The following is an 18,137-nucleotide window of genomic DNA, read 5'->3' on the forward strand; positions in this document are numbered from 1 at the left end:
GTCGCGATGAATGGACACTTTTTCGGGAGGAGGCTAGATGGATACACGCTTTCGCAAGCCGGTCAGCCATCCGATGCCGCAAATTGCGGCGTTTGTTGCAGACATGAAAGCGGTGTTCGGCGAGCAGGAAATCGATGAAGTCATCCGCCGCAGCAAGGCGGGGGAACCGACGTTTTACGCGTGCGAAAATGGCCGTATTGTTGGCACCCCTACGCCGACGCAAACCAACGTCTGGCGTGTTGACGGGGCGGTGCGTAACCGTCATTACTGTGCTGGCTGCGACGGTTCATGTGTGGGCACCGCGAAATCGTGCCGGGCGTGAACGGCGCCAGAACATACGGAGAGAACATGTTTCGATTTTTGAGCGCGGGTATAATGCTGCTTGCAGTTGCATCGACCGGAGTCGCAGGCGAACACTACGTTGAAATCTGGAACCCGCCTGAGGCGCGGATGCAGCCGTCCGGAAACGGCAAGCCGAAACTAGGCAAGGTTGCGGTTCTCTCACGTCACACATCCAACGCTACACCGCGCCGGGGCGCAGACCCGGTAGTGAAATCCTTAGCGAACAAGCACGCGGGGAATGGCCTTAAGAAGGTTGCGGTGCCGCGCGCGGCAGACCTTCCCCGAATAATGACGCCCGAAGGCAATGTGCTCCGCGTAAACGACGGGGGAGCGCTGGTCGAGGTAGTTCGATAAAGAAAAAAGTCCGTCTGGGAAGGAACCCAACTCTGAGGTGCCAAGCCGGTCTTCCATTTTCTTTCGCGACAGATGTGGTTGCGCATCCGCGATATTCGCCCACGCCCAAGCCCAGCCGCATCGCAAAGCAGCGTCCACGCCGAATAGGAAATGCCGGCATCCTCGCTAATTCAGCGTCTGATCTGCCGGCCACTTTTGTCTGCCAGTTGAAGGAAAGCAGTATTGTTCGTTTCCGCTAAGCAAACACCTTTTGGTCGACCGGGGCTCCGACCTCGAGAAGATGATTGGGTCGCAGGCAATATCGGTGTCGTCGATCATCTCGCATGTAATAAGGATGCCGAACGAAAGCAGGGGATCTGTAAGCGCGTGTCAGAGTTCAAGTCGGGATAATCACAGACGGCGGTCTTGATTGTTATTGTGCTCGGCCCGAAATCAGTCAACGGCGTCGCGGACCTCATGCAGCGCTGCGCGGAAAAACCTGGCCATTCGCCATGTCTCGGGATATCTCACGCGTAAGGGGGAAGTATGGAGGCGGTCGTTTAGCTTGCGCGCACTCATTTCACCGGTGGCCATCCGCCGGTAGCTGTCCGCGATGCGTTCAGAAGCGGTCCTTTCCGTAGGAAAGCTTCGGGAGGCTTTATGCGTCCGTTCGTTCGGAGATCCATACCCGCAACGGCGGTGAAGCACGCATAATCTTGTGCCCATAATGCGCGCCGCATAGAAACGATTGCCTGGCATGTAACGTTTTGTAAAAAACGTCCCATTCGATTCGTTAGACGATTTATGGTCTTTCGGATGGACATGTACGAACACGAAGCGATAGACCTGTTCCGGGCGACGTTTGAAACGCTGAGTCCGCGCTGGCAGTTGTCTCACGATAGCAATGCGCTCGAACTGAGCCCGATTACCGGGCCGGTCGCCGCAGCTGTGAAGCTTTCATCCGAGCAGGCCACGCAGATCCGCGCACTTGCGGGTGTCACCTCGAGCGTGACTGTCGACGCGCTGCTGTTTGAAAAGAAGTTTCGCCTTCACCTAGTCGGACGAAAAGTCGATGGAACCAGGTGGGCCGGAACGGCCTCTCCGAGCATTAATGCTGAAGCTGTGGCGGGTGATCTGGCGCGCGGACTGTCATTTGCAGAGACGGTCCTGTCGGAAGTCAATTCACTGGTTGTGATCCTGAATCGCGACGGCACTATTCAAAGGTTCAACCGGTTCGCCGAAGAACTTTCCGGCCTCAGGGAAGCCGACGTAATCGGGAAAAATGCGTGGGACCTGTTCATGTCAGGCGAGGATGGAAGTGAGTCCCGTCAGAACATCGAAAGGTTCTTCATGCGCGGCGAGGCGTACGAGGTGGAACGGACGGTAAAAACGATCCGGGGTCCGCGACTGTTCCAGTTCCGCAACAAGTTCGCCAGGACGGGAGACCGTCCTGACGAAACGTTTCTGATCTGTTCTGGCATCGACATCACAGAAGAACGACGGGCTCGCGATCGCCTGACCGAGTTGGCGAATACCGATACGTTGACCGGCTTGCGGAACCGGAACTACCTGATGAATCGCCTCGATCATCTGATGGCGATTCCGAAAAGCGTTGATCGTCTCGCGCTTCTCTTTATCGATCTCGACAATTTCAAGCGAATCAATGACTCCCTGGGGCACAGGGACGGGGATCAACTTCTCAAGCGGGTGGCGAAACGCCTGCAGCGCGTCGCCGGTGAAGAGCAGGAGGTCATGCGGATAAGCGGCGACGAATTCGTGATCGTCGTTAGCGGTGACTTTGCCCGTTTCACCGCGCAGGAACTGGCAAACCGCGTCGTAGAAGACTTTGATCTCGCCTATGTGCTGCGCGCGAATAGCTATCGGATGCGGGCAAGCATTGGAGTGGTTGAGCATGTGCGGCATGGGGACAACGCATTCGATCTTCTGACGCGTGCCGACCTCGCGATGTATGCAGCCAAAGCAATTGGAAAGGGCAAGGATATCAGCGCGTGTCACGTATATACGCCCGAACTGTCCGAACGCGCTGAGCGCGGACTGGAGTTCTATCAGGCGCTGCAGTATGGGTTTCTCAGGAAGGAATTCGCGCTGGATTACCGTGACTGTTACACCGTCGACGGAACGGCGCGCGGGCTTCTTGCATCGGTGCAGTGGAAGCGGGACGGGGCCGCTCCCCTGGAAGGACGTGAACTTTTCTCAATGGTCGAGTCGTCGGGCTTCGGCGTCCAACTTGGCGAGTTCCAGTTGACCGAGGCGTGCCGGCAGCTGCAGGAGTGGCGTGCCGCTGGGCAGGTTGTTCAGCACGTTACCCTGAGCGTGCCGTACGCGCAGCTCGTTGACGGTGACCTTGCTGGCTGCGTATCGGAATGTTTGCGTGAGCACGCGATGGAGCCGTCGGCCCTGCGACTGATCGTCCAGAACCGACTTGATCAGACCGCAGCACATGTTCTCGACAAGCTAGAGACGATCCGTTCCACTGGCGTGCAGATTCTTGCTGCGCTTACGGCCGACTCGGTATTTCCGAATCCGGCGAAGCTGCCAGTTGACGGCCTTTGCATCGACGAAGAGCTTGTGGGGCACATACCTTCTGAGCCGGTTTCCCGGGCACTCGTTAAAGGCATAGTCGGCATCTGTAATGAGATGGAATTGAGCGTCCTCGTTCATGGTGTGGACAGCAAGGAGCAGTTCACGTGGCTCACGCAATTCCCCGAAGCCGAGGTACAAGGTCGTTTCGTTACCGATGCCTTTTCCGCAACGAGTTCATCGATGTAGAGGTATGCGTCGATGCAGGAGAAAGTGATCGAGGCGGCTACACCCGCGCCACTGCATGAAGATGAACATCACATTTTCAACGAGTGTGTGGAGTTGAGCCTGTCGCAGGACTCCATCCTGACGCGCAGGTTAATCCGGAGCGATGGTGCGTCATTCAGCCAGATTGTCGCGATAGACAGCATCGACGATCTGTCGGACTTTGCGACGGCTGATCCATATGAAACCCGTCTGCAGGGGAGCTACGACCGTATCCGGCAGAAGTGCGTCGCAGCGACGGCGGGTGATCGCCCGAGGCAGGTCGAAACCGGCGACCCTGTCAGATTGATTGGCGAGCTCTCAATGTGCGCTACGGAAGGCGCCCTGCTGTCCAAGGTACGCACGATCGTTGCGGGTCTGGGCGGGACGCAGTTCACTTACCAATGGATCCGTTTTACCGGGGCAAATCCGGCCACGGGCGATCCCATCGAGACACGTTACCTCGTGGGTTGCCGGCCTGGCTGGACGCAACAGTACATCGCAAGGCTGTGGTACATGAACGATCCCTATGTCATGTACGCTCGGGCAAATGTTGCACCCGCGCTTACGTCGCACGTGAACGTGCATCGCGTCGATCACTGGCTGGTGACCGAGGCACGCATGCACGGTTTTGCGAACGGGATCGTTGCGCCGGCGCATATACATGGCCATGGTCTCGTCGGGCTACTGCACGTGAGCAATTCAATGCGGGCGCCCGCTGGCGAGAGGGTGCTGTGGGACAATCGGGTGCTATTCCGCGCCATGTCGTCGGAACTCCTGGACTGGCGCGTGTCACAGGTACGTCAGGATGCGCAGGCAAAGTATGAACTCAGCGAACAGGAGACGCAGATCCTGCGGATGCTGCGCGATGGCGCAAGCGCATCCCATGTCGCCGATCAGCTGGGAATGTCGAAGCATACTGTCTATAAAACGATCTACCAGCGGATCACCAGAAAAACGGGCGCAACGAGAATTACAGATGCCGTCGAAAAGGCGGCCGCCCACGGCCTGCTTGACTGAATCTGTTGCCGTGATCCGCGGCAGCACCTACACGACAACATAATCAGGATGCCAAATCATCCTGCTAGCGCATACTAATTCGGTGGCTTGAATTCGCCATTGCCGCTGCGCCATAGTATCGGTACCGTTACAGTGCAATGGCCCGGTTCATTGCGTAATGGAATAGTCAGGAAAGAAGGTCGATCGCTTTTTGCACGACGATCGGATCGACCTGACCGGTCTCGGAGGATGTTTGATACAGGAGCGCGACAAGTTTGGCCTTCCTCGCAGCATCAAGCGAGCGGCCGGCGCGAGACAGTCCCGTATCGACAGCAACTAGCACATTGCAGAGCAGATCCTCATGGACGGTGCCATAACGAGGAGGGCGTTCGCCACTTAGCATGTATGAAACATCAAAACCCTGTTTGAGCAGCGTCATCAGGTAGCCGGCATCGGGATAGCGATGATCCCTTTCGTATGCAAATTGCGTTTTCCTGTTGATGCCTGTCGATTCGCAGATGTCTCCCTGTGTCAGGCCGAGACGGTCTCGCTCTTCTATCAAACGTGCTCCGAAGGAATAAGGCATAAATTGGGTAATTGTGTTGCAGATGGGGATAAAATGCCCCATACTGGTGACGAAGTGTCCTTTCTCGAACAGAGTATACGGTCCCTACTTATGCCCCTGAAAACATTGGAAGAGGTACGCGCAGAGTTCGAGCGGTGTGGTGTCTCCGTTTCGAGCTGGGCCATGAGACACGGAATCCCTCGCAACATCGTGAGCGGCGTGTTGCAGGGAAGACTGAAGGGCAAGCGGGGCCACGCGCACAACGCGGCGGTCTTGCTGGGACTGAAAGACGGCGTTGTAAATCGTGAGGAGGAGCACGAGCCAGGTCTTTGCGAGGTACTGCCGGCCAGGGAAAGGTAGGTGAGGAAGTAGGAGCGGTCAGTGTCGATGTAGCGAGCATCGGCGCCGACCTGACCAGTGTTGGAACCTGAGAGGTCGACAATGGCTAAAGACATTATATCGTTCGGGCACAGCCGGCGACACAACGTGGGCGAGAGGGGAAGTCATGCTTGATTTCATCTCATTAGCCCAGCAATGCGCACCGAACGTCCACCCTACGACACTTCAGGCGGTCGTGAGGACTGAGTCCGGCTTCAATCCGTACGCGATCGGCGTCGTTGGTGGCCACCTTGTTCGCCAGCCCCATGACCGTGCTGAAGCCGTGGCGACGGCGAATGCGCTCGAAGCGCAAGGCATCAATTTCAGCATGGGGCTTGGACAGGTCAACAAGACCAATCTCGCCCGCTACGGACTGACCTACGAAACCGCCTTCGACCCGTGTGAAAACCTGCGCGCGGGCAGCGCTATCCTGCACGACTGCTATCAGCGGGCGGTCGCAGCAATGGGGCAGGGCGCACCGGCTTTACGTGCTGCTATCAGCTGCTACTACAGCGGCAATTTCACGCGCGGCGAGGCAGCCGAAGCCGGCGGTACAAGCTACGTACAACGCGTTGTTGCCAACGCTCAGACGGCGGCAGGTTCAACCAATGTCGTTCCTGCGATTCCCGTTGTAATGGACAGTCAGCCTGGAAGGCCAACGCACGCTGCAGCGGCCGACGCCAAAACCTTCCCCACGCACCGCGGCGGCCCCAAAGAACGACAGGATGCACAGCACCCGTCATGGGACGCATTCGGCGATTCCGCTTGCGACAACGACTGCAACTGACCTGAGCCGCGACGACGCGGCCTGATCTCAACCACGTGAAAGGAGAAGACATGAATCGCAATACGAAGCTCGCGATCATAAAATTAGTACCACTGAAAGGTTATTCATATCGCATATCGATGCGGCGGATCACAACCCATATGCGCCAGACGATGGCCCTCGGCATCGCAATCGGTCCGGAACTTGCATTCGCGGGTGGTGGACTCGATTCGGCGACGCAGGGCGCGACCACTTTCAAGATCTGGCTCTATTCGTTCCTCGGCGTCGTCGCGGCCTGCGTGCTGATGTGGAAAGGGGCGGAGTGCTGGGCCGATCGCGCGCACTGGAGTGAGTTTGTGACGATGTGCGGCAAGGTGGCGGCGGTGGGCTCGGTGGTCGGCGTGCTCGCACCGTATCTGTGGAACATGTTCAGCTGAGCACGCCATGTCGGATGAAAAAACCCGCTATCCCGGATTCAACGGCCTTGGCCGCACGGCGGCCATCTGGGGCGTTCCTTATATGGCGATGCTGGTTGTCGTCGTCGCGTCGATGTTTGTCGGCGTGCTGATTTCGTTCTTCGTCGGACCAGGCGGTCTGCTGTTTGTCTTTCTGGGCTTTCCGGTGCTGCTGTATTTCAAGCACATCTGCGAAACCGATGACCAGGGCCTGCGGATCATGTGGCTCGAACTGCGCTGCCGCTTCTACTTCTGGCAGTTGCGGGTCCGCGCGCGGCTAAATGCCGGGCGAGCCGCCCCGCGCTTCGGCAATACCGCTACGCTCGCGCCGCTGAGATACGGACGGCAACGCCGCGTCTACCGCGATTTCCTCAAACCGTTGTCCAGGGGTGAGCGCCGGCTGCGTGAACTCGATCCGGAGGCCTGATGCAAAGCAGACCCGCCGTCACCAGCGAAATCCTCGGCGCGATCGGCGCCGTGGAAGACTGGATTCCGAAGTACGGGCATCCGGTCACAAAACACGTACAGCACCTTGAGGGCAACCGGTTCATGGTGACGCTGGCCATGCGCGGCGTGCCATTCGAGGTGCACGAGAACGTCGCGATGGAGCGCATGTTCGATCGTGATACGGAAGCGTACAGCAAGCTGGGTCGCGACCTGGGTGGCCGCCTTGGCTATCACGCAACGTTCGTGCGCCAGCGCGTGAGTTTCGATCGCGTGTACCGGTTCAAACAACGCTTCCTGCAGTGGTTCGTACGCGAGTACATTGGGCGACGTTTCGGAGACGAAAAGTTCTTCGAGAACCGCTACTACCTGTCGCTGATTCTGAAATACGAGGAGTTCGATGACGGCCTGAAAGAAATCGGGTCTCTCGCCCAACAGGCACTGCTGCAGTTCGCCGAGTATGAAGCCGAGTTGCTTGAAGTGTACCAACGCAAGCACATGAACGGCACGAAGATGATGTTCTCGCCCTTGTACGGGCTCGTCAGCTATCTCATCAATGGGAAGACCGGTGATCTGCCGGTCGCAGCGGAACCCGGCACCGATGTCATTCCGTCGAGCCATCTGCATTTTGGTTACAACACGCTTGAGATCGCGGGAAACGACGTGCCGGCGTACCGGCGCGTTGCAACCTGCCTCGACCTTCGTAGTTGCCCGGAGAAGCCGGGCTGGGGCCAGCTCGACCCGGTGATTACGTTGAACATGGAATTCACGATTACGCATACGTTCAACTGCATGACGGGCTTCGAGTCAAACCGGACCATTGATTCGGCAATCAACAAGCTGGAGTCAGCCGGTGACAAGGCGAAGCATCAGGTCAAGGAATTGCGCGACGCACAGGGCTACGTGAACACAGGTGAACTGTCGTTCGGCGAGTATCACGGCGCGGCGGTTATCTACGGCGAAACAGCGAAAGAGGCGCTGGAGAATGCCGACAGGTTTGCGTCCCGTTCGCGCAACGAGTGTGGAGTTGAATGGTCGCCCGCGACGGGGTCTGCTCCGTTCACGTACTTCTCACAAGTCCCGGGTGCGCGAGTTAAACCGCGACCGAAAGTGCAGTCCTCGCGCAATTTTGCGGCGATGTACACGTGCCATGACTACTCGTCAGGCAAGGCGGAAGGTAACCCGATCGGTGACGGGTCGGCCGTCATCCCGTTTCGCTCGGATTCGGGCGTGTACAACTACAGCTCGCATGCGAGCCGGCTGGGGGACATCAATGTTTCGGAGAAGGTCGCCGGACATTTTGAAGCGAAAGGCACGACGGGCAGCGGCAAGTCTACGGTCGTCGTGGCGGCGACGGGCATGCTGTCCCGTTTCGATCCGATGCTGTACGTGCTGGACAAGGGACGGGGCTGGGAAGTGTTCATTCGTGCGATGGGTGGCGCCTATGTCTATCTGGAGAAAGGCAAGCCGACCGGATGGGCGCCGTTCGAGCTCGCCGACACACCAGACAATCGCGAATTCCTGTACGGACTCGTCGAACTGTGCGGCCGGAAGAACGGTGTCGACCATCAGGGTAAGCCAATCAGGATTGATCTGACGGCCGGCGAGAAGACTCATTGCCGCAACGCCGTCGACGCAGTAATGGGCGTCGATGACGTTCGGCTGCGTCGCTTCAGCCTGCTACTGGACAGCATTCCGGACGAAGGCGACGACGGCCTGCGCGCACGTCTGTCGATCTGGTGCAAGTCGGAAAACGGTCGGTTCTGGTGGGTATTCGATAACCCGCCCAATCTCTCCCTGAACATGAGCGAGCAACGCTGGATCGGTTTCGACGTTGAGGCGTTTCTTGTCGAGAACTACGAGCCGTCGGAGCCTGCATTTGCCTACCTGTTCCATCTCAAAAAACTGATGCGTCGGGAGGGCACCCTGATGCTGACGGTGATCGAAGAGTACTGGCTGCCGCTGCGCTTTCGCACGATCCGCGAGCAGATCGAAGAAACGCTGGCGAGCGGGCGTAAGGAAGGGGAATTCATGGGACTGATCACGCAACAGCCGGAACAGGCGCAGCGTGCGGCAGACCTGTTTCCCGCGCTGCGCAGTCTGGTCGCCACGAAGATCTGGCTGGCCGATCCGGCGGCCGAAGAAGAGGCCTATCTGCGCGACGGCATGACCCGCAAGGAGTTCAAGGAATTCAAAAAACTCACGCCACAGTCGCGGCGATTCCTGATCAAGCAGGGCAACCAGTCGGCCTTCGCCAGCTTTGACCTGACCGGGCTTGAGGACGCGATTGCGGTGTTTTCTGGCGATCGCGAGAACGCGCTGATCTGCGACGCGGTGCGCGCCGAGTTTGGCGACGATCCGGACGTCTGGCTGCCCGTCCATCTGTACCGCGTGTTCGAACGCAAGCTGCGCACGCGGCTCGCGGCGAAGCACGGCGCCGATGAGCGTTTGTGGTCCGCCGAACTGCAGCGTGGCCTCGAGCACAAACGTACCGAGCTTGCGCAGATTTATCCACCGGTTAATCAGCCGGTTGACGACGAAGTTTTTGCCTGATGTGCTGCAACCCAAGGAGGGAACGATGAACAGCACCGATGTCTATCCGGCCGTGCGCCGGCGGGTTGACCCAGCGATCTGGAACGTTCGCGAGGCACTGCGGGCACGATCAACGCGCGCCGGCATGAGCGCCTTTGCCTATCTGCCGGGAATTACACTTTGGCCTCGTCGCACGCTGGTCACGCTGCTGTGCGCCTGTGCGGTTTCGCAGGCTCACGCGCAGGGTGTGCCGACCATTTCGCCCGCGGAGCTCGCGCAGCAGATGGTGCAGGTCGAGCAGCTGATGCAGCAGGTCCAGAATCAGGAGGCCCAGTATCAGGCGCTGACTGGCAACAGCAGTTTCGGCAACATCATGAACGATGCATCGCTGCGCAACTACCTTCCGGAACAGTGGCAAAACATTTATGACCAGGCGAAGAACGGCGGTCTCTCTGGTATCAGTTCGTCGATGCGTTCGATCGAGCAGCAGGAAAGCATGACCGGCGCGAGCACGCCAGGTCAGCAGCGCTATTACGACACGCTCGCAGCCAACAAGGCGATGAACGAGCAGGCGTATAGCGCGATCATGGCGCGCTTTAACAACATCCAGTCGCTCATGCAGCAGTCGAATCTGACGCAGGATCCCGCGCAGAAGGCGGATCTGCAGAACCGCATGGCGGCCGAAGAGACGATGGTCACGAACGATCAGACGCGCTTGCAGCTCACCGCGGAGCTGCAGAAAACAGAGCTGCAGCTTGCCGAACAGCAGCGCGACCGTGAATTCGACAACGCATTCCTGGGGAAAACCAATGATCAATAAGACACTTCTCGGCTCAATCATCGCTTTGCTGGTCGCGATCGCCGGCTACCTCGGCTACCTCGCATGGGATCGTCACCAGCACAACCTGCAGGAAGAGCAACGGCAGCAACAGGATCTGAAGTTCGACGCGGCGTTTCTCGGCACGACGCCTGAGAAGCTTGCCGATGAGCGTAAGGCGAAGGGCATCAACGCTGCAAGCGACGATGCCGAAGCCAGCGCGGCCGGGCTCAAGTAATCCGGCTCGTCCATCAACCGCTGACCGAAGCAGGGGATATCCGTGGCAGACATCCAGCTTTTCACCTCAATGACCAAATCGTTCGATCAGAACGTGTTGAACACGATCTCGACCGGTTCGACCCGCACCATTTCGCTGATCTCGCCATTGATGGCTACCTGCTTCAGCATCTATGTCCTGTTGATCCTCTGGACATACTGGCAGGGGCGCAACGACGAGCCGATCAACGATTTCCTGATGCGCATGGCGACTTGGGCGGTCATCCTGACCTGCGGGATGAACATCCAGTTCTACAGCGAGTACGTCGTTCCGTTCTTTAATGGTCTTGGCGAGCAGCTGGCCGGCGCGCTGACCAATGGTAGCAACCCGGTGTCCGGCCTCGACAACCTGCTCAATGCATACATCCATGCAGCCCAGGCGATCTATGCGCAGGCGTCCGGTCTGAAGGTTATTGCGGCCATCTGGACCATCGCCCTGATGATCATTTTCGGTGGCCCGTTCATGGCGATAGCCATTGCATACATCATTCTGGCGAAGTTCGCGCTTGGGCTTTTGCTCGCACTCGGTCCGTTGTTCATCTCTGCGGCGCTCTTCCCACCATCGCGACAGTTCTTCTGGAACTGGGTCGGTCAATGCATGAACTACACCCTGCTGGTCGCGCTCTTCGCGGCTGCATGTGCACTCGAAGTCAATTTCGCGATGGGCGTGGTACCGCTGAACGGATCCCCCTCTCTCGCGCAGGTCATTGACCTGGACATCATGGGGCTGGCCTTCTGGGTTATATCGCTTAACCTGCCGGGTTTGGCTTCGTCTCTCGCGGGCGGTGTCGGTATCTCGACGATGGTGGGCAAGCTGGGTAGCGTCGCGAGATTTGCCGGTTCGCTTGGAAAAATGGGCGGTGGCGGATCGCCGAAGACCGGCGGTAGCTTGAGTGAGGCATAAAAATGATCAGGTTATTCAAGACGATCGCACGTTGGTGGCTTGTCGCGGCGGTGGTGGCAACGATCGGTGCGATGGTATCGATCAAGCTGTTTTACTAGATACCACTGAGTACGCGCTATTCGCTCAACCGAGAGGAGAATCGGAGACCATGAAATCTCCCGTCGCAATTTTGGTGATGGCCTTCGCACTGCAGGCGTGCAGCTCGGCGCCAAAGCCACCCGAGCCGACTGGTCAGTGGATGCCCGTCAATCAACCGTTGGCGCAGCAGTCGGCTCCTACGGAACCGAAGTGAGGAACAGGATGGCATCGACTATCAGGCAATGGTTTGCGTCGGCAACGCCCGCGCGCAAACGTAAGGGAAGCCCGGCAGAGTCGATCGCGGGAGCAGACGCGCCGGTGAGCGATGTTGAGTCGGGTGAGCGCGACGCGATCAGCTGGTACCTGAGACAGGCACAGGCCTTCGAGAAGTCGAAGGTCGAAGCAGCCGAAGAGAAGGCCCGTATCGCGGACCGGCGCTCGGTGCTCTCGGGAGTTGTCGCTCTCGCCGCTGTTTCTGGCATGGGGGCTTTAGGACTCCTAAAGCGGCCGAACCCACCCGCCGTGCTGCGAGTGGACTCGTCGACCGGTAAGGTCGACGTGCTGCCGACAACAGCCAACGGACACGTTACGTTTTCGGAGAAGACCGATCGCGCGGATCTGCACCGTTACGTTGAGCTACGCGAGAGCTATGACTGGGAGACGATTTCAGATACGCACGCCGCGGTGATGTTCATGAGCGACGACCACGAGAAGGAAGCCTATGACGGGCTGGTGCGCGGCCCGGCGGGCCCGCTCAAGCTGCTGAAGGATCAGGCGCGGATCATCGCACACGTCGGCTCGATCACTTTCGCGCCCGCCGCGCAGGTATTTTTCTCGCGTCAGCTGGTTCCGCTGAATCCCGCAGCGAAACGGCCGGATCCGACGTACTGGATTGCGACGATCGCATTCGAACGTGTGAACGTTCCGGAAAAGCAGGATCAGCAGGATCTCAACGCGGACGGTTTTCGCTGCACGAGCTACGAGGTCACGCGCGACTGGACCCGGGCGCCCGCCGATGCCGGGGCTACGTCGGGGTCGGCGTCGGGCTCTGCGGCAGCCGGAGGTGGAGCATGAAAGGACGAACGATCCGGATGTCAGCAGGCGCAGCGGCCGTGGCACTAAGCTTCGCGTTGGCGCCGACCCACGCGAGAGCGCTCGAAACGCCGCGCAGCTGCGGTTCAGACCCGCACATCCAGTGCGCGACCTACGATCCGGACCAGGCCTATCGTGTGGCGACCATGCCGGGGCGTGCGGTGATGATCCAGTTCGAGCCAGGCGAACACATCATCAACAGCGGCGAGGGCATTGGAGACGGCAAGGCCTGGCACGTGGCCATCAACGACAGTGGCGCGATGCTCAAACCGGGTGCGCCGCAGCCGGAAACCAATCTTCTGCTGGTCACCAACCGGCGCACCTATCCGCTCTCGCTTGTCGACGTGTCGGCCGCACAGCCGGCGACATGGATACTGCGTTTCGACTATCCGGACACGCGCGCCAGAGCGGCGAACGCGCAGTTGCGCCGGCAGGACGCGGTGAGCGCCGCGCTGGGCGGTCAGCAGGGCAATGGGCCAGCGGTTCCAGCATCGATCGTGAGCAGCGTGGGCGCTCCGAAATCCACGTCTGTGGTGTCAGTTCCCGCGGCCAATATCCAGTACATGATGCGCGGCGATTGTGCACTCGCGCCGACCGCGCTGTGGGACGACGGACGATTTACGTACTTCAAGTACTCAACCGCGCGTGACCTGCCGACGATCTTCACGAAGCTTCCCGACGGTGGCGAGGCGACGGCGAACTTCCATGTGGAGGGCGATACGGTCGTCGTGCACGAAGTGTCGAAGTCGTTTGTCATCCGCTACGGTCAGTCGGTGCTGGGTATCCGCAACGACGGCTATTCGCCTGATGGTCATTACAACCGTGCGGGCTCGTCGGTACCGGGCAGCGCGCGCATCGCGCGTGACCATACCGATGCATCGACGAACTGATCAGGGAGCGAACAGGGTATGACTGAACGAAACGAAATGGAGCATGCGGCATCGACCGACGTCGGCCCGCAGCCTTCGCTCGACCTGCCGGGCCGTCGGAAAACGCGCGTGGGCAAGCTGCGACTGGTGCTGGTCGCGATCGCCGTGATTGCGCTGGGTGCATCGGGCGTGACGATCTATCTGCAGCGCCTGTTCCAGCAGCATCAGGACGCGAAACAGGCGGCGTTGACAAAACCGAAAGACAGCGGCGCGAGTGACGCCGGTGCGGATCTGGAGACGCAGAAGGAACGTATCAAACGCGCGGAAGACCAGGCCCGTGCAGCGTCGGAGGCTGCGGCCGCCGCTGCAGCGAATTCCCAGCTCGCGACGCCGGCCGGCGCGGCATCGCAGACGGGTGGTACAAGGAATGGACAGGCGGTGACCGTGAGCAACCAGCCGCGGCCGCTTACGCCGGCCGAGCGCCGCCTGCAGGGCAGCGTGCTCGTCGCGGGCAGGGACAATGAGGGCAACAACGATTCCGGCCAGAGGAAAGACGGTCCGGTGGCATCAAATGAAGCCACTGGCGACAGTGACAGTGGCAGCACTGGAGCGGTCGGCCACGATGCCGGTGGTCTGGCAGGTCTGGCGAAGTCGATGGGCATGTCAGCGCTGCGCGGCGGCAGTGCAGGCGGTGCGCCCAGCTCAACCAGCAAGGCGGACGCGGGCGACGGCAAGGGCTCCGCGATCGACCAGTCGTTGCAGCCATCGAAGCTGCAGCCGATGCAGGCCTCGTTCCGGCCGAACCGGCACTACCTGCTCAGTCGCAACACGATGATCCGCTGTGGTCAGTCGACGGCGATCCGTACTGACCGGCCGGGCCTGATCGGGTGCCCGATCGCGCAGGACGTGTGGTCCGACGATGGCACGACGCTGCTCGTTCGCAAGGGTGCGATGGCGAAGGGCGAGCAGCGCGATGCGGTGATCCAGGGGCAGGGCGTGATCGGCGCGATCTGGGACGAGATTGACGACGGCGACGTACGCATTCCACTGAACTCGCCGGCTACCGATCCGCTGGGCGCCGCAGGCATTCCAGCCTATGTTGACGAGCACTTCTGGCTGCGGTTCAAGGGCGCGCTGATGGTCAGCCTGATTGGCGACTTCGGCCAGGCGCTCGCGAACAAGGCAACCGGGTCTGGCCAGCAGATCACGTTCTCCAACAGTTCGAACGCCACACAGGACGTGGCCGCGGAAACGCTGCGTAGCACCATCAACATCCCGCCGACGGCGTATTCGAACCAGGGCTCGGTCATCAATATCTTTGTGGCGCGCGACATTGACCTGAGCGGCGTGTACGAGAACGTCGACGCGCAGGGCGAGCCGGTTGGCCAGAGCGGACAGCAATGAGGAACGGATCCATGAACCTGAAAGTCACCTACCCGGACGATTTCCCCCTGCACGGCCTCGATCGCGACATGTTCGAAACGAAACTACGGAGCGCACTGCGCTTCTGTTTCTACGGCAACACGGTCCGGCAACTGGCCGAGCGGGTCGATGCACGGCGTGCGCACATGGTTCCCGATGCCTTGCCGCTGCGTCAGATCGCCGACGAGCACGCGTTCGAGGATTGCATGGCGCTCGATGGGTGCCGGATCGACGACATGTCAGCGCCGCTGCGACGCAACCTGCTGCGTAGTGTCGGGGCGCGTATCGGGCTGACGATCTCGGAATGGAGCGACAACGCCTTGCCGTCGCTCGATGAGCAGGTCAATCACGCGGCCGCTCACGCAACGGAAGTGCACGCAACTAACCGTCAACCCATCGAGACACCACCGATTCACGATCGCCAGGCGCCATTCACATCGCGCATCTGGCTTGTAACTGGGCTATGCGCAACTGTGGCAATCGGCGGTGCGGGCTGGAAATTGACCAGGCCGGCCGCGCCCCTGAGCGCAACCGTGGTTTCCACGTCGCCGGCGCAAACGCTCCGCGAGCTTGCCAGCAGCGTGCCGGACGATCACCGCCCATATCGCGTGTCAGTGCAGATCGAGCCGCAGGATTCGGGCACTACGCCTCGTTGATCGCGCGCCGTGACGTACCGATGTGACCCAAACCAAAAAGGAGTGCGAATGACTGCAATCGTAATCGATGTGATCGAGAAGGGCACGATCGCCCGCAGTTTCCTCAAGCAGATGGGCATCTCGAACTTCTTCGACGGGAGTCTTACCGAGGTTGCGATCAACCGTCCCGGTGAGATCTGGACGCAGGGGAGTGCTGGATGGCGACGACACGATGCGCCGGCCTGCTCGCTCGATGCGTGCTTCAAGCTCGCGAACGCCTTGACGGTGATGAAGGGCGGCAAGTTTTCCACAAAAGAGCCGATTCATCCGGTGGTCCTGCCCGAGGGCCAGCGCGGGCACGTGCTGATGCAACCGGCCTGCGAGCAGGACACGATCTCCATCACGATCCGCATCCCGTCTGACGTCCGTTTCTCGGTTGCCGAGTATGAGCGCAACGGCTGGTTCGAGGGCTATCGGGACGTGTCGCCACGTCGCGACATGTCGGTATCACTTGATCTGCGGCCGTTCGAGCTTGAGATGCTCGAGGCGAAAGGTCAGCGCAATGTCACGCGCATGCTCGAACTCGCTGTCGCCAACCGGCTGAACATTGTGCTCGCCGGCGGCACCGGCTCGGGCAAGACCACGCTGAACAAGGCGCTCTCGGACCTCGTACCGTCCGATGAACGGATCGGCACGATCGAGGACACGCCGGAGCTGTCGCTGCCGAACCACCCCAACCGCGTACACCTGTTTTTCAGCGACACGCTGCCGGCGAAGGAACTGGTGCGCTCCACGCTGCGCATGAAGTTCGACCGCGTGTTCCTCGCCGAGTTGCGCGGCGACGAGACGTGGGACTACATGACGCTGCTGAACACGGGCACGCCCGGCGGTATCACAACTGTGCATTGCAACGATGCGCGTTCGGCACCGTCGCGCATCGCGACGCTGATCAAGCAGAGCACGGTCGGCCAGACGCTCGACTGGCAATTCATCATGGAACAGGTGCGCGTAACGGTTGATCTGGTTCTGTTTATGCGCAACAAGCGGCTGACCGAGATCTGGTACGACCCGATCGGCAAGGCGCAACTGTTGGGGTGTGTCTCATGAGCGCCGATGCCACGGCGCAGTTGATCGAACAGATCGTAATCAGCCTGTGCGGTGCGCTCGCCGTTTTCCTGTCGCAGGACCGGCGTGTGCACTGGCGGCGCTGGGCCTGCATCTTCGGGCTGGCCGCACAGCCTTTCTGGTTCGACATGGCGTGGCGTGCGCATCAATACGGCGTGCTCGCGCTGTGCCTTGTCTACGCGGTGTCGTGGGCGCGGGGCTTCACTGCGCACTGGCTCGTTCGCAGGGAGGACCGTTTATGAACTTCGCGATCAGCGATATCGAGGCGGCGATCGGGGAATGGCGCATGCGTTCGCCGTCAGACGAAGCGTTTGCTGGCAGCACTGAGGCCCGCGCGCTGGCGCGGCTCTACGGCGCCATGATCGTGCACGGTCGCGAGGGTGTTCCCGACGCCGGGTTGGACGACGCGCAGCGCGACGCCCTGCGGATCCTGTGCGCCGATCCATCCGGAGAGTTCCCGCAATGAAGGCAGATCTTCCGGTTCCCGCGATCGCCGATGCCGCGGACGCGAACGATGACAGCCAGTGCAAATGGCGACCGTCCGGCGACTTTGCGCTGGTCCACCCGTCGGGCTGGATGATCGCGCGGTACTCAGTCTACGACGAGTGGCGCTACCTGCTGTGGGAGCCGATCGATCGCTGTACGGCGGCCAGCAGCAACCAGTTCCACGGACCCTTCAGTAACGTTCGCGACGCGATGCGCCTGCATCGCGACCTGAGCGCGCATCTGCAACAACAGGAGATGGCCGCATGACAACGCATCTGAAATTCCCTATCGGCGAGAAGTGGATCTGCATCGAGGGCGGCAACGGCTATGCGCCGGATCACCCTGATCGCGTGACGTTTGCGGTGCGCGACGTCAAGGCGAACGGCAAACCGGGCTGCCGTGTCGCCGCTTACTTTTCGGTCCGTCGACGCACGGTGCTGGAAATCGGGCTGCGGCTGTTCGAGATCGCCGGGCGCATGACGCCGGAAACAACCTGGCAGAACGGCGAGACGGTGGGCGAGACCGGCCAGCCGCCGCTGACGTTCACCTTCGCAGAGGTCGATCGCGCGGTGCTGGACCGGCTCCTTGCTGACAAACCGCTCAATTTTGCCCGCCATGCCTATGCGAGCGCTGAGCGCCTGCGTGCCCGCATGCCGATCCTGCGCGCAGCGCGTGCTCGAAAACTGCGACGACGAGACGGCCGCAGGCCTGCACGTGCTGGTCGCGGCCGCCGATCAGGCCGGCGGGTTCCCCGCGAAGCCGATCGTCGGATTTGACGCGGCCGAATCCAGGTCGATAGCGACGCAGCCACCCA

General features: G+C 60.3%; 21 protein-coding genes. 20 read left to right on the forward strand and 1 reads right to left on the reverse strand.

All coding sequences use genetic code 11. From position 1 onward, the window contains the following. Positions 1-37 precede the first annotated feature (37 nt). The 3 genes from ACFSNN_RS35045 (at position 38) to ACFSNN_RS35055 (ending at position 4,500) form a co-directional block, all read left to right on the forward strand. Complete coding sequence (locus ACFSNN_RS35045) at positions 38-322, forward strand: hypothetical protein (RefSeq protein ID WP_134465683.1); 285 nt, start codon at positions 38-40, stop codon at positions 320-322. Between the two features lie 1,175 nt (positions 323-1,497). Next, entirely contained in the window at positions 1,498-3,465 is a 1,968-nt protein-coding gene (locus tag ACFSNN_RS35050; RefSeq protein WP_134465684.1) for a diguanylate cyclase domain-containing protein, read from the forward strand. A gap of 12 nt (positions 3,466-3,477) precedes the next feature. Then, on the forward strand, positions 3,478-4,500 hold the full coding sequence (locus ACFSNN_RS35055; RefSeq protein WP_134465685.1) for a helix-turn-helix transcriptional regulator: 1,023 nt from the start codon (positions 3,478-3,480) through the stop codon (positions 4,498-4,500). Positions 4,501-4,666: 166 nt separating this feature from the next. On the opposite strand, the gene ACFSNN_RS35060 is transcribed toward ACFSNN_RS35055, so the two are convergent. Further along, positions 4,667-5,107 (reverse strand): helix-turn-helix domain-containing protein, encoded by a 441-nt coding sequence (locus tag ACFSNN_RS35060; protein WP_244323145.1) that lies wholly within the window; start codon positions 5,105-5,107, stop codon positions 4,667-4,669. A 48-nt stretch (positions 5,108-5,155) separates the two neighbouring features. On the opposite strand from ACFSNN_RS35060, the gene ACFSNN_RS35065 reads away from it, so the two are divergent. The 17 genes from ACFSNN_RS35065 to ACFSNN_RS35145 all read left to right on the forward strand — a co-directional run bounded on the left by ACFSNN_RS35065 (position 5,156) and on the right by ACFSNN_RS35145 (position 18,099). Further along, a complete protein-coding gene (locus tag ACFSNN_RS35065; RefSeq protein WP_134465686.1) occupies positions 5,156-5,404 on the forward strand; it encodes a DNA-binding protein in 249 nt (82 codons plus the stop codon). A 145-nt stretch (positions 5,405-5,549) separates the two neighbouring features. Further along, positions 5,550-6,209, forward strand: a complete 660-nt coding sequence (locus ACFSNN_RS35070; RefSeq protein ID WP_134465687.1) for a lytic transglycosylase domain-containing protein — start codon at positions 5,550-5,552, stop codon at positions 6,207-6,209. Positions 6,210-6,328: 119 nt separating this feature from the next. Continuing rightward, positions 6,329-6,625 (forward strand): hypothetical protein, encoded by a 297-nt coding sequence (locus tag ACFSNN_RS35075; protein ID WP_377689210.1) that lies wholly within the window; start codon positions 6,329-6,331, stop codon positions 6,623-6,625. 7 nt (positions 6,626-6,632) lie between these two features. Beyond that, on the forward strand, positions 6,633-7,070 hold the full coding sequence (locus ACFSNN_RS35080) for a VirB3 family type IV secretion system protein (RefSeq protein ID WP_093645429.1): 438 nt from the start codon (positions 6,633-6,635) through the stop codon (positions 7,068-7,070). Then, positions 7,070-9,640, forward strand: a complete 2,571-nt coding sequence (locus ACFSNN_RS35085) for a VirB4 family type IV secretion system protein (protein WP_134465689.1) — start codon at positions 7,070-7,072, stop codon at positions 9,638-9,640. Before ACFSNN_RS35080 ends, ACFSNN_RS35085 begins: the two co-directional genes overlap by 1 nt. A gap of 25 nt (positions 9,641-9,665) precedes the next feature. After that, positions 9,666-10,439 (forward strand): TrbJ/VirB5 family protein, encoded by a 774-nt coding sequence (locus tag ACFSNN_RS35090; protein WP_134465690.1) that lies wholly within the window; start codon positions 9,666-9,668, stop codon positions 10,437-10,439. After that, positions 10,429-10,674, forward strand: a complete 246-nt coding sequence (locus tag ACFSNN_RS35095) for a hypothetical protein (protein WP_134465691.1) — start codon at positions 10,429-10,431, stop codon at positions 10,672-10,674. Before ACFSNN_RS35090 ends, ACFSNN_RS35095 begins: the two co-directional genes overlap by 11 nt. 69 nt (positions 10,675-10,743) lie before the next feature. Next, positions 10,744-11,616, forward strand: a complete 873-nt coding sequence (locus ACFSNN_RS35100; RefSeq protein WP_134465796.1) for a TrbL/VirB6 family protein — start codon at positions 10,744-10,746, stop codon at positions 11,614-11,616. Positions 11,617-11,811: 195 nt separating this feature from the next. Continuing rightward, entirely contained in the window at positions 11,812-12,768 is a 957-nt protein-coding gene (locus tag ACFSNN_RS35105; RefSeq protein WP_377689209.1) for a VirB8 family type IV secretion system protein, read from the forward strand. Positions 12,769-12,785: 17 nt separating this feature from the next. Then, complete coding sequence (locus ACFSNN_RS35110) at positions 12,786-13,676, forward strand: TrbG/VirB9 family P-type conjugative transfer protein (protein WP_377689214.1); 891 nt, start codon at positions 12,786-12,788, stop codon at positions 13,674-13,676. Positions 13,677-13,802: 126 nt separating this feature from the next. Further along, complete coding sequence (locus ACFSNN_RS35115; RefSeq protein ID WP_377765030.1) at positions 13,803-15,059, forward strand: TrbI/VirB10 family protein; 1,257 nt, start codon at positions 13,803-13,805, stop codon at positions 15,057-15,059. Positions 15,060-15,070: 11 nt separating this feature from the next. Further along, positions 15,071-15,733 (forward strand): hypothetical protein, encoded by a 663-nt coding sequence (locus ACFSNN_RS35120; protein WP_134465695.1) that lies wholly within the window; start codon positions 15,071-15,073, stop codon positions 15,731-15,733. A 48-nt stretch (positions 15,734-15,781) separates the two neighbouring features. Beyond that, complete coding sequence (gene virB11 / locus ACFSNN_RS35125; protein WP_134465696.1) at positions 15,782-16,819, forward strand: P-type DNA transfer ATPase VirB11; 1,038 nt, start codon at positions 15,782-15,784, stop codon at positions 16,817-16,819. After that, on the forward strand, positions 16,816-17,079 hold the full coding sequence (locus ACFSNN_RS35130; protein WP_134465697.1) for a hypothetical protein: 264 nt from the start codon (positions 16,816-16,818) through the stop codon (positions 17,077-17,079). The genes virB11 and ACFSNN_RS35130 overlap by 4 nt, the downstream gene beginning before the upstream one ends. Continuing rightward, positions 17,076-17,303, forward strand: coding sequence for a DUF3717 domain-containing protein (locus ACFSNN_RS35135; protein WP_134465698.1), 228 nt, complete (start codon positions 17,076-17,078; stop codon positions 17,301-17,303). The genes ACFSNN_RS35130 and ACFSNN_RS35135 overlap by 4 nt, the downstream gene beginning before the upstream one ends. Next, on the forward strand, positions 17,300-17,590 hold the full coding sequence (locus ACFSNN_RS35140; RefSeq protein WP_134465699.1) for a hypothetical protein: 291 nt from the start codon (positions 17,300-17,302) through the stop codon (positions 17,588-17,590). The genes ACFSNN_RS35135 and ACFSNN_RS35140 overlap by 4 nt, the downstream gene beginning before the upstream one ends. After that, complete coding sequence (locus ACFSNN_RS35145; RefSeq protein WP_134465700.1) at positions 17,587-18,099, forward strand: hypothetical protein; 513 nt, start codon at positions 17,587-17,589, stop codon at positions 18,097-18,099. The genes ACFSNN_RS35140 and ACFSNN_RS35145 overlap by 4 nt, the downstream gene beginning before the upstream one ends. Positions 18,100-18,137 lie beyond the last annotated feature (38 nt).

Source organism: Paraburkholderia dipogonis (genome assembly GCF_042680985.1).
Classification (GTDB): Bacteria; Pseudomonadota; Gammaproteobacteria; order Burkholderiales; family Burkholderiaceae; genus Paraburkholderia; species Paraburkholderia phytofirmans.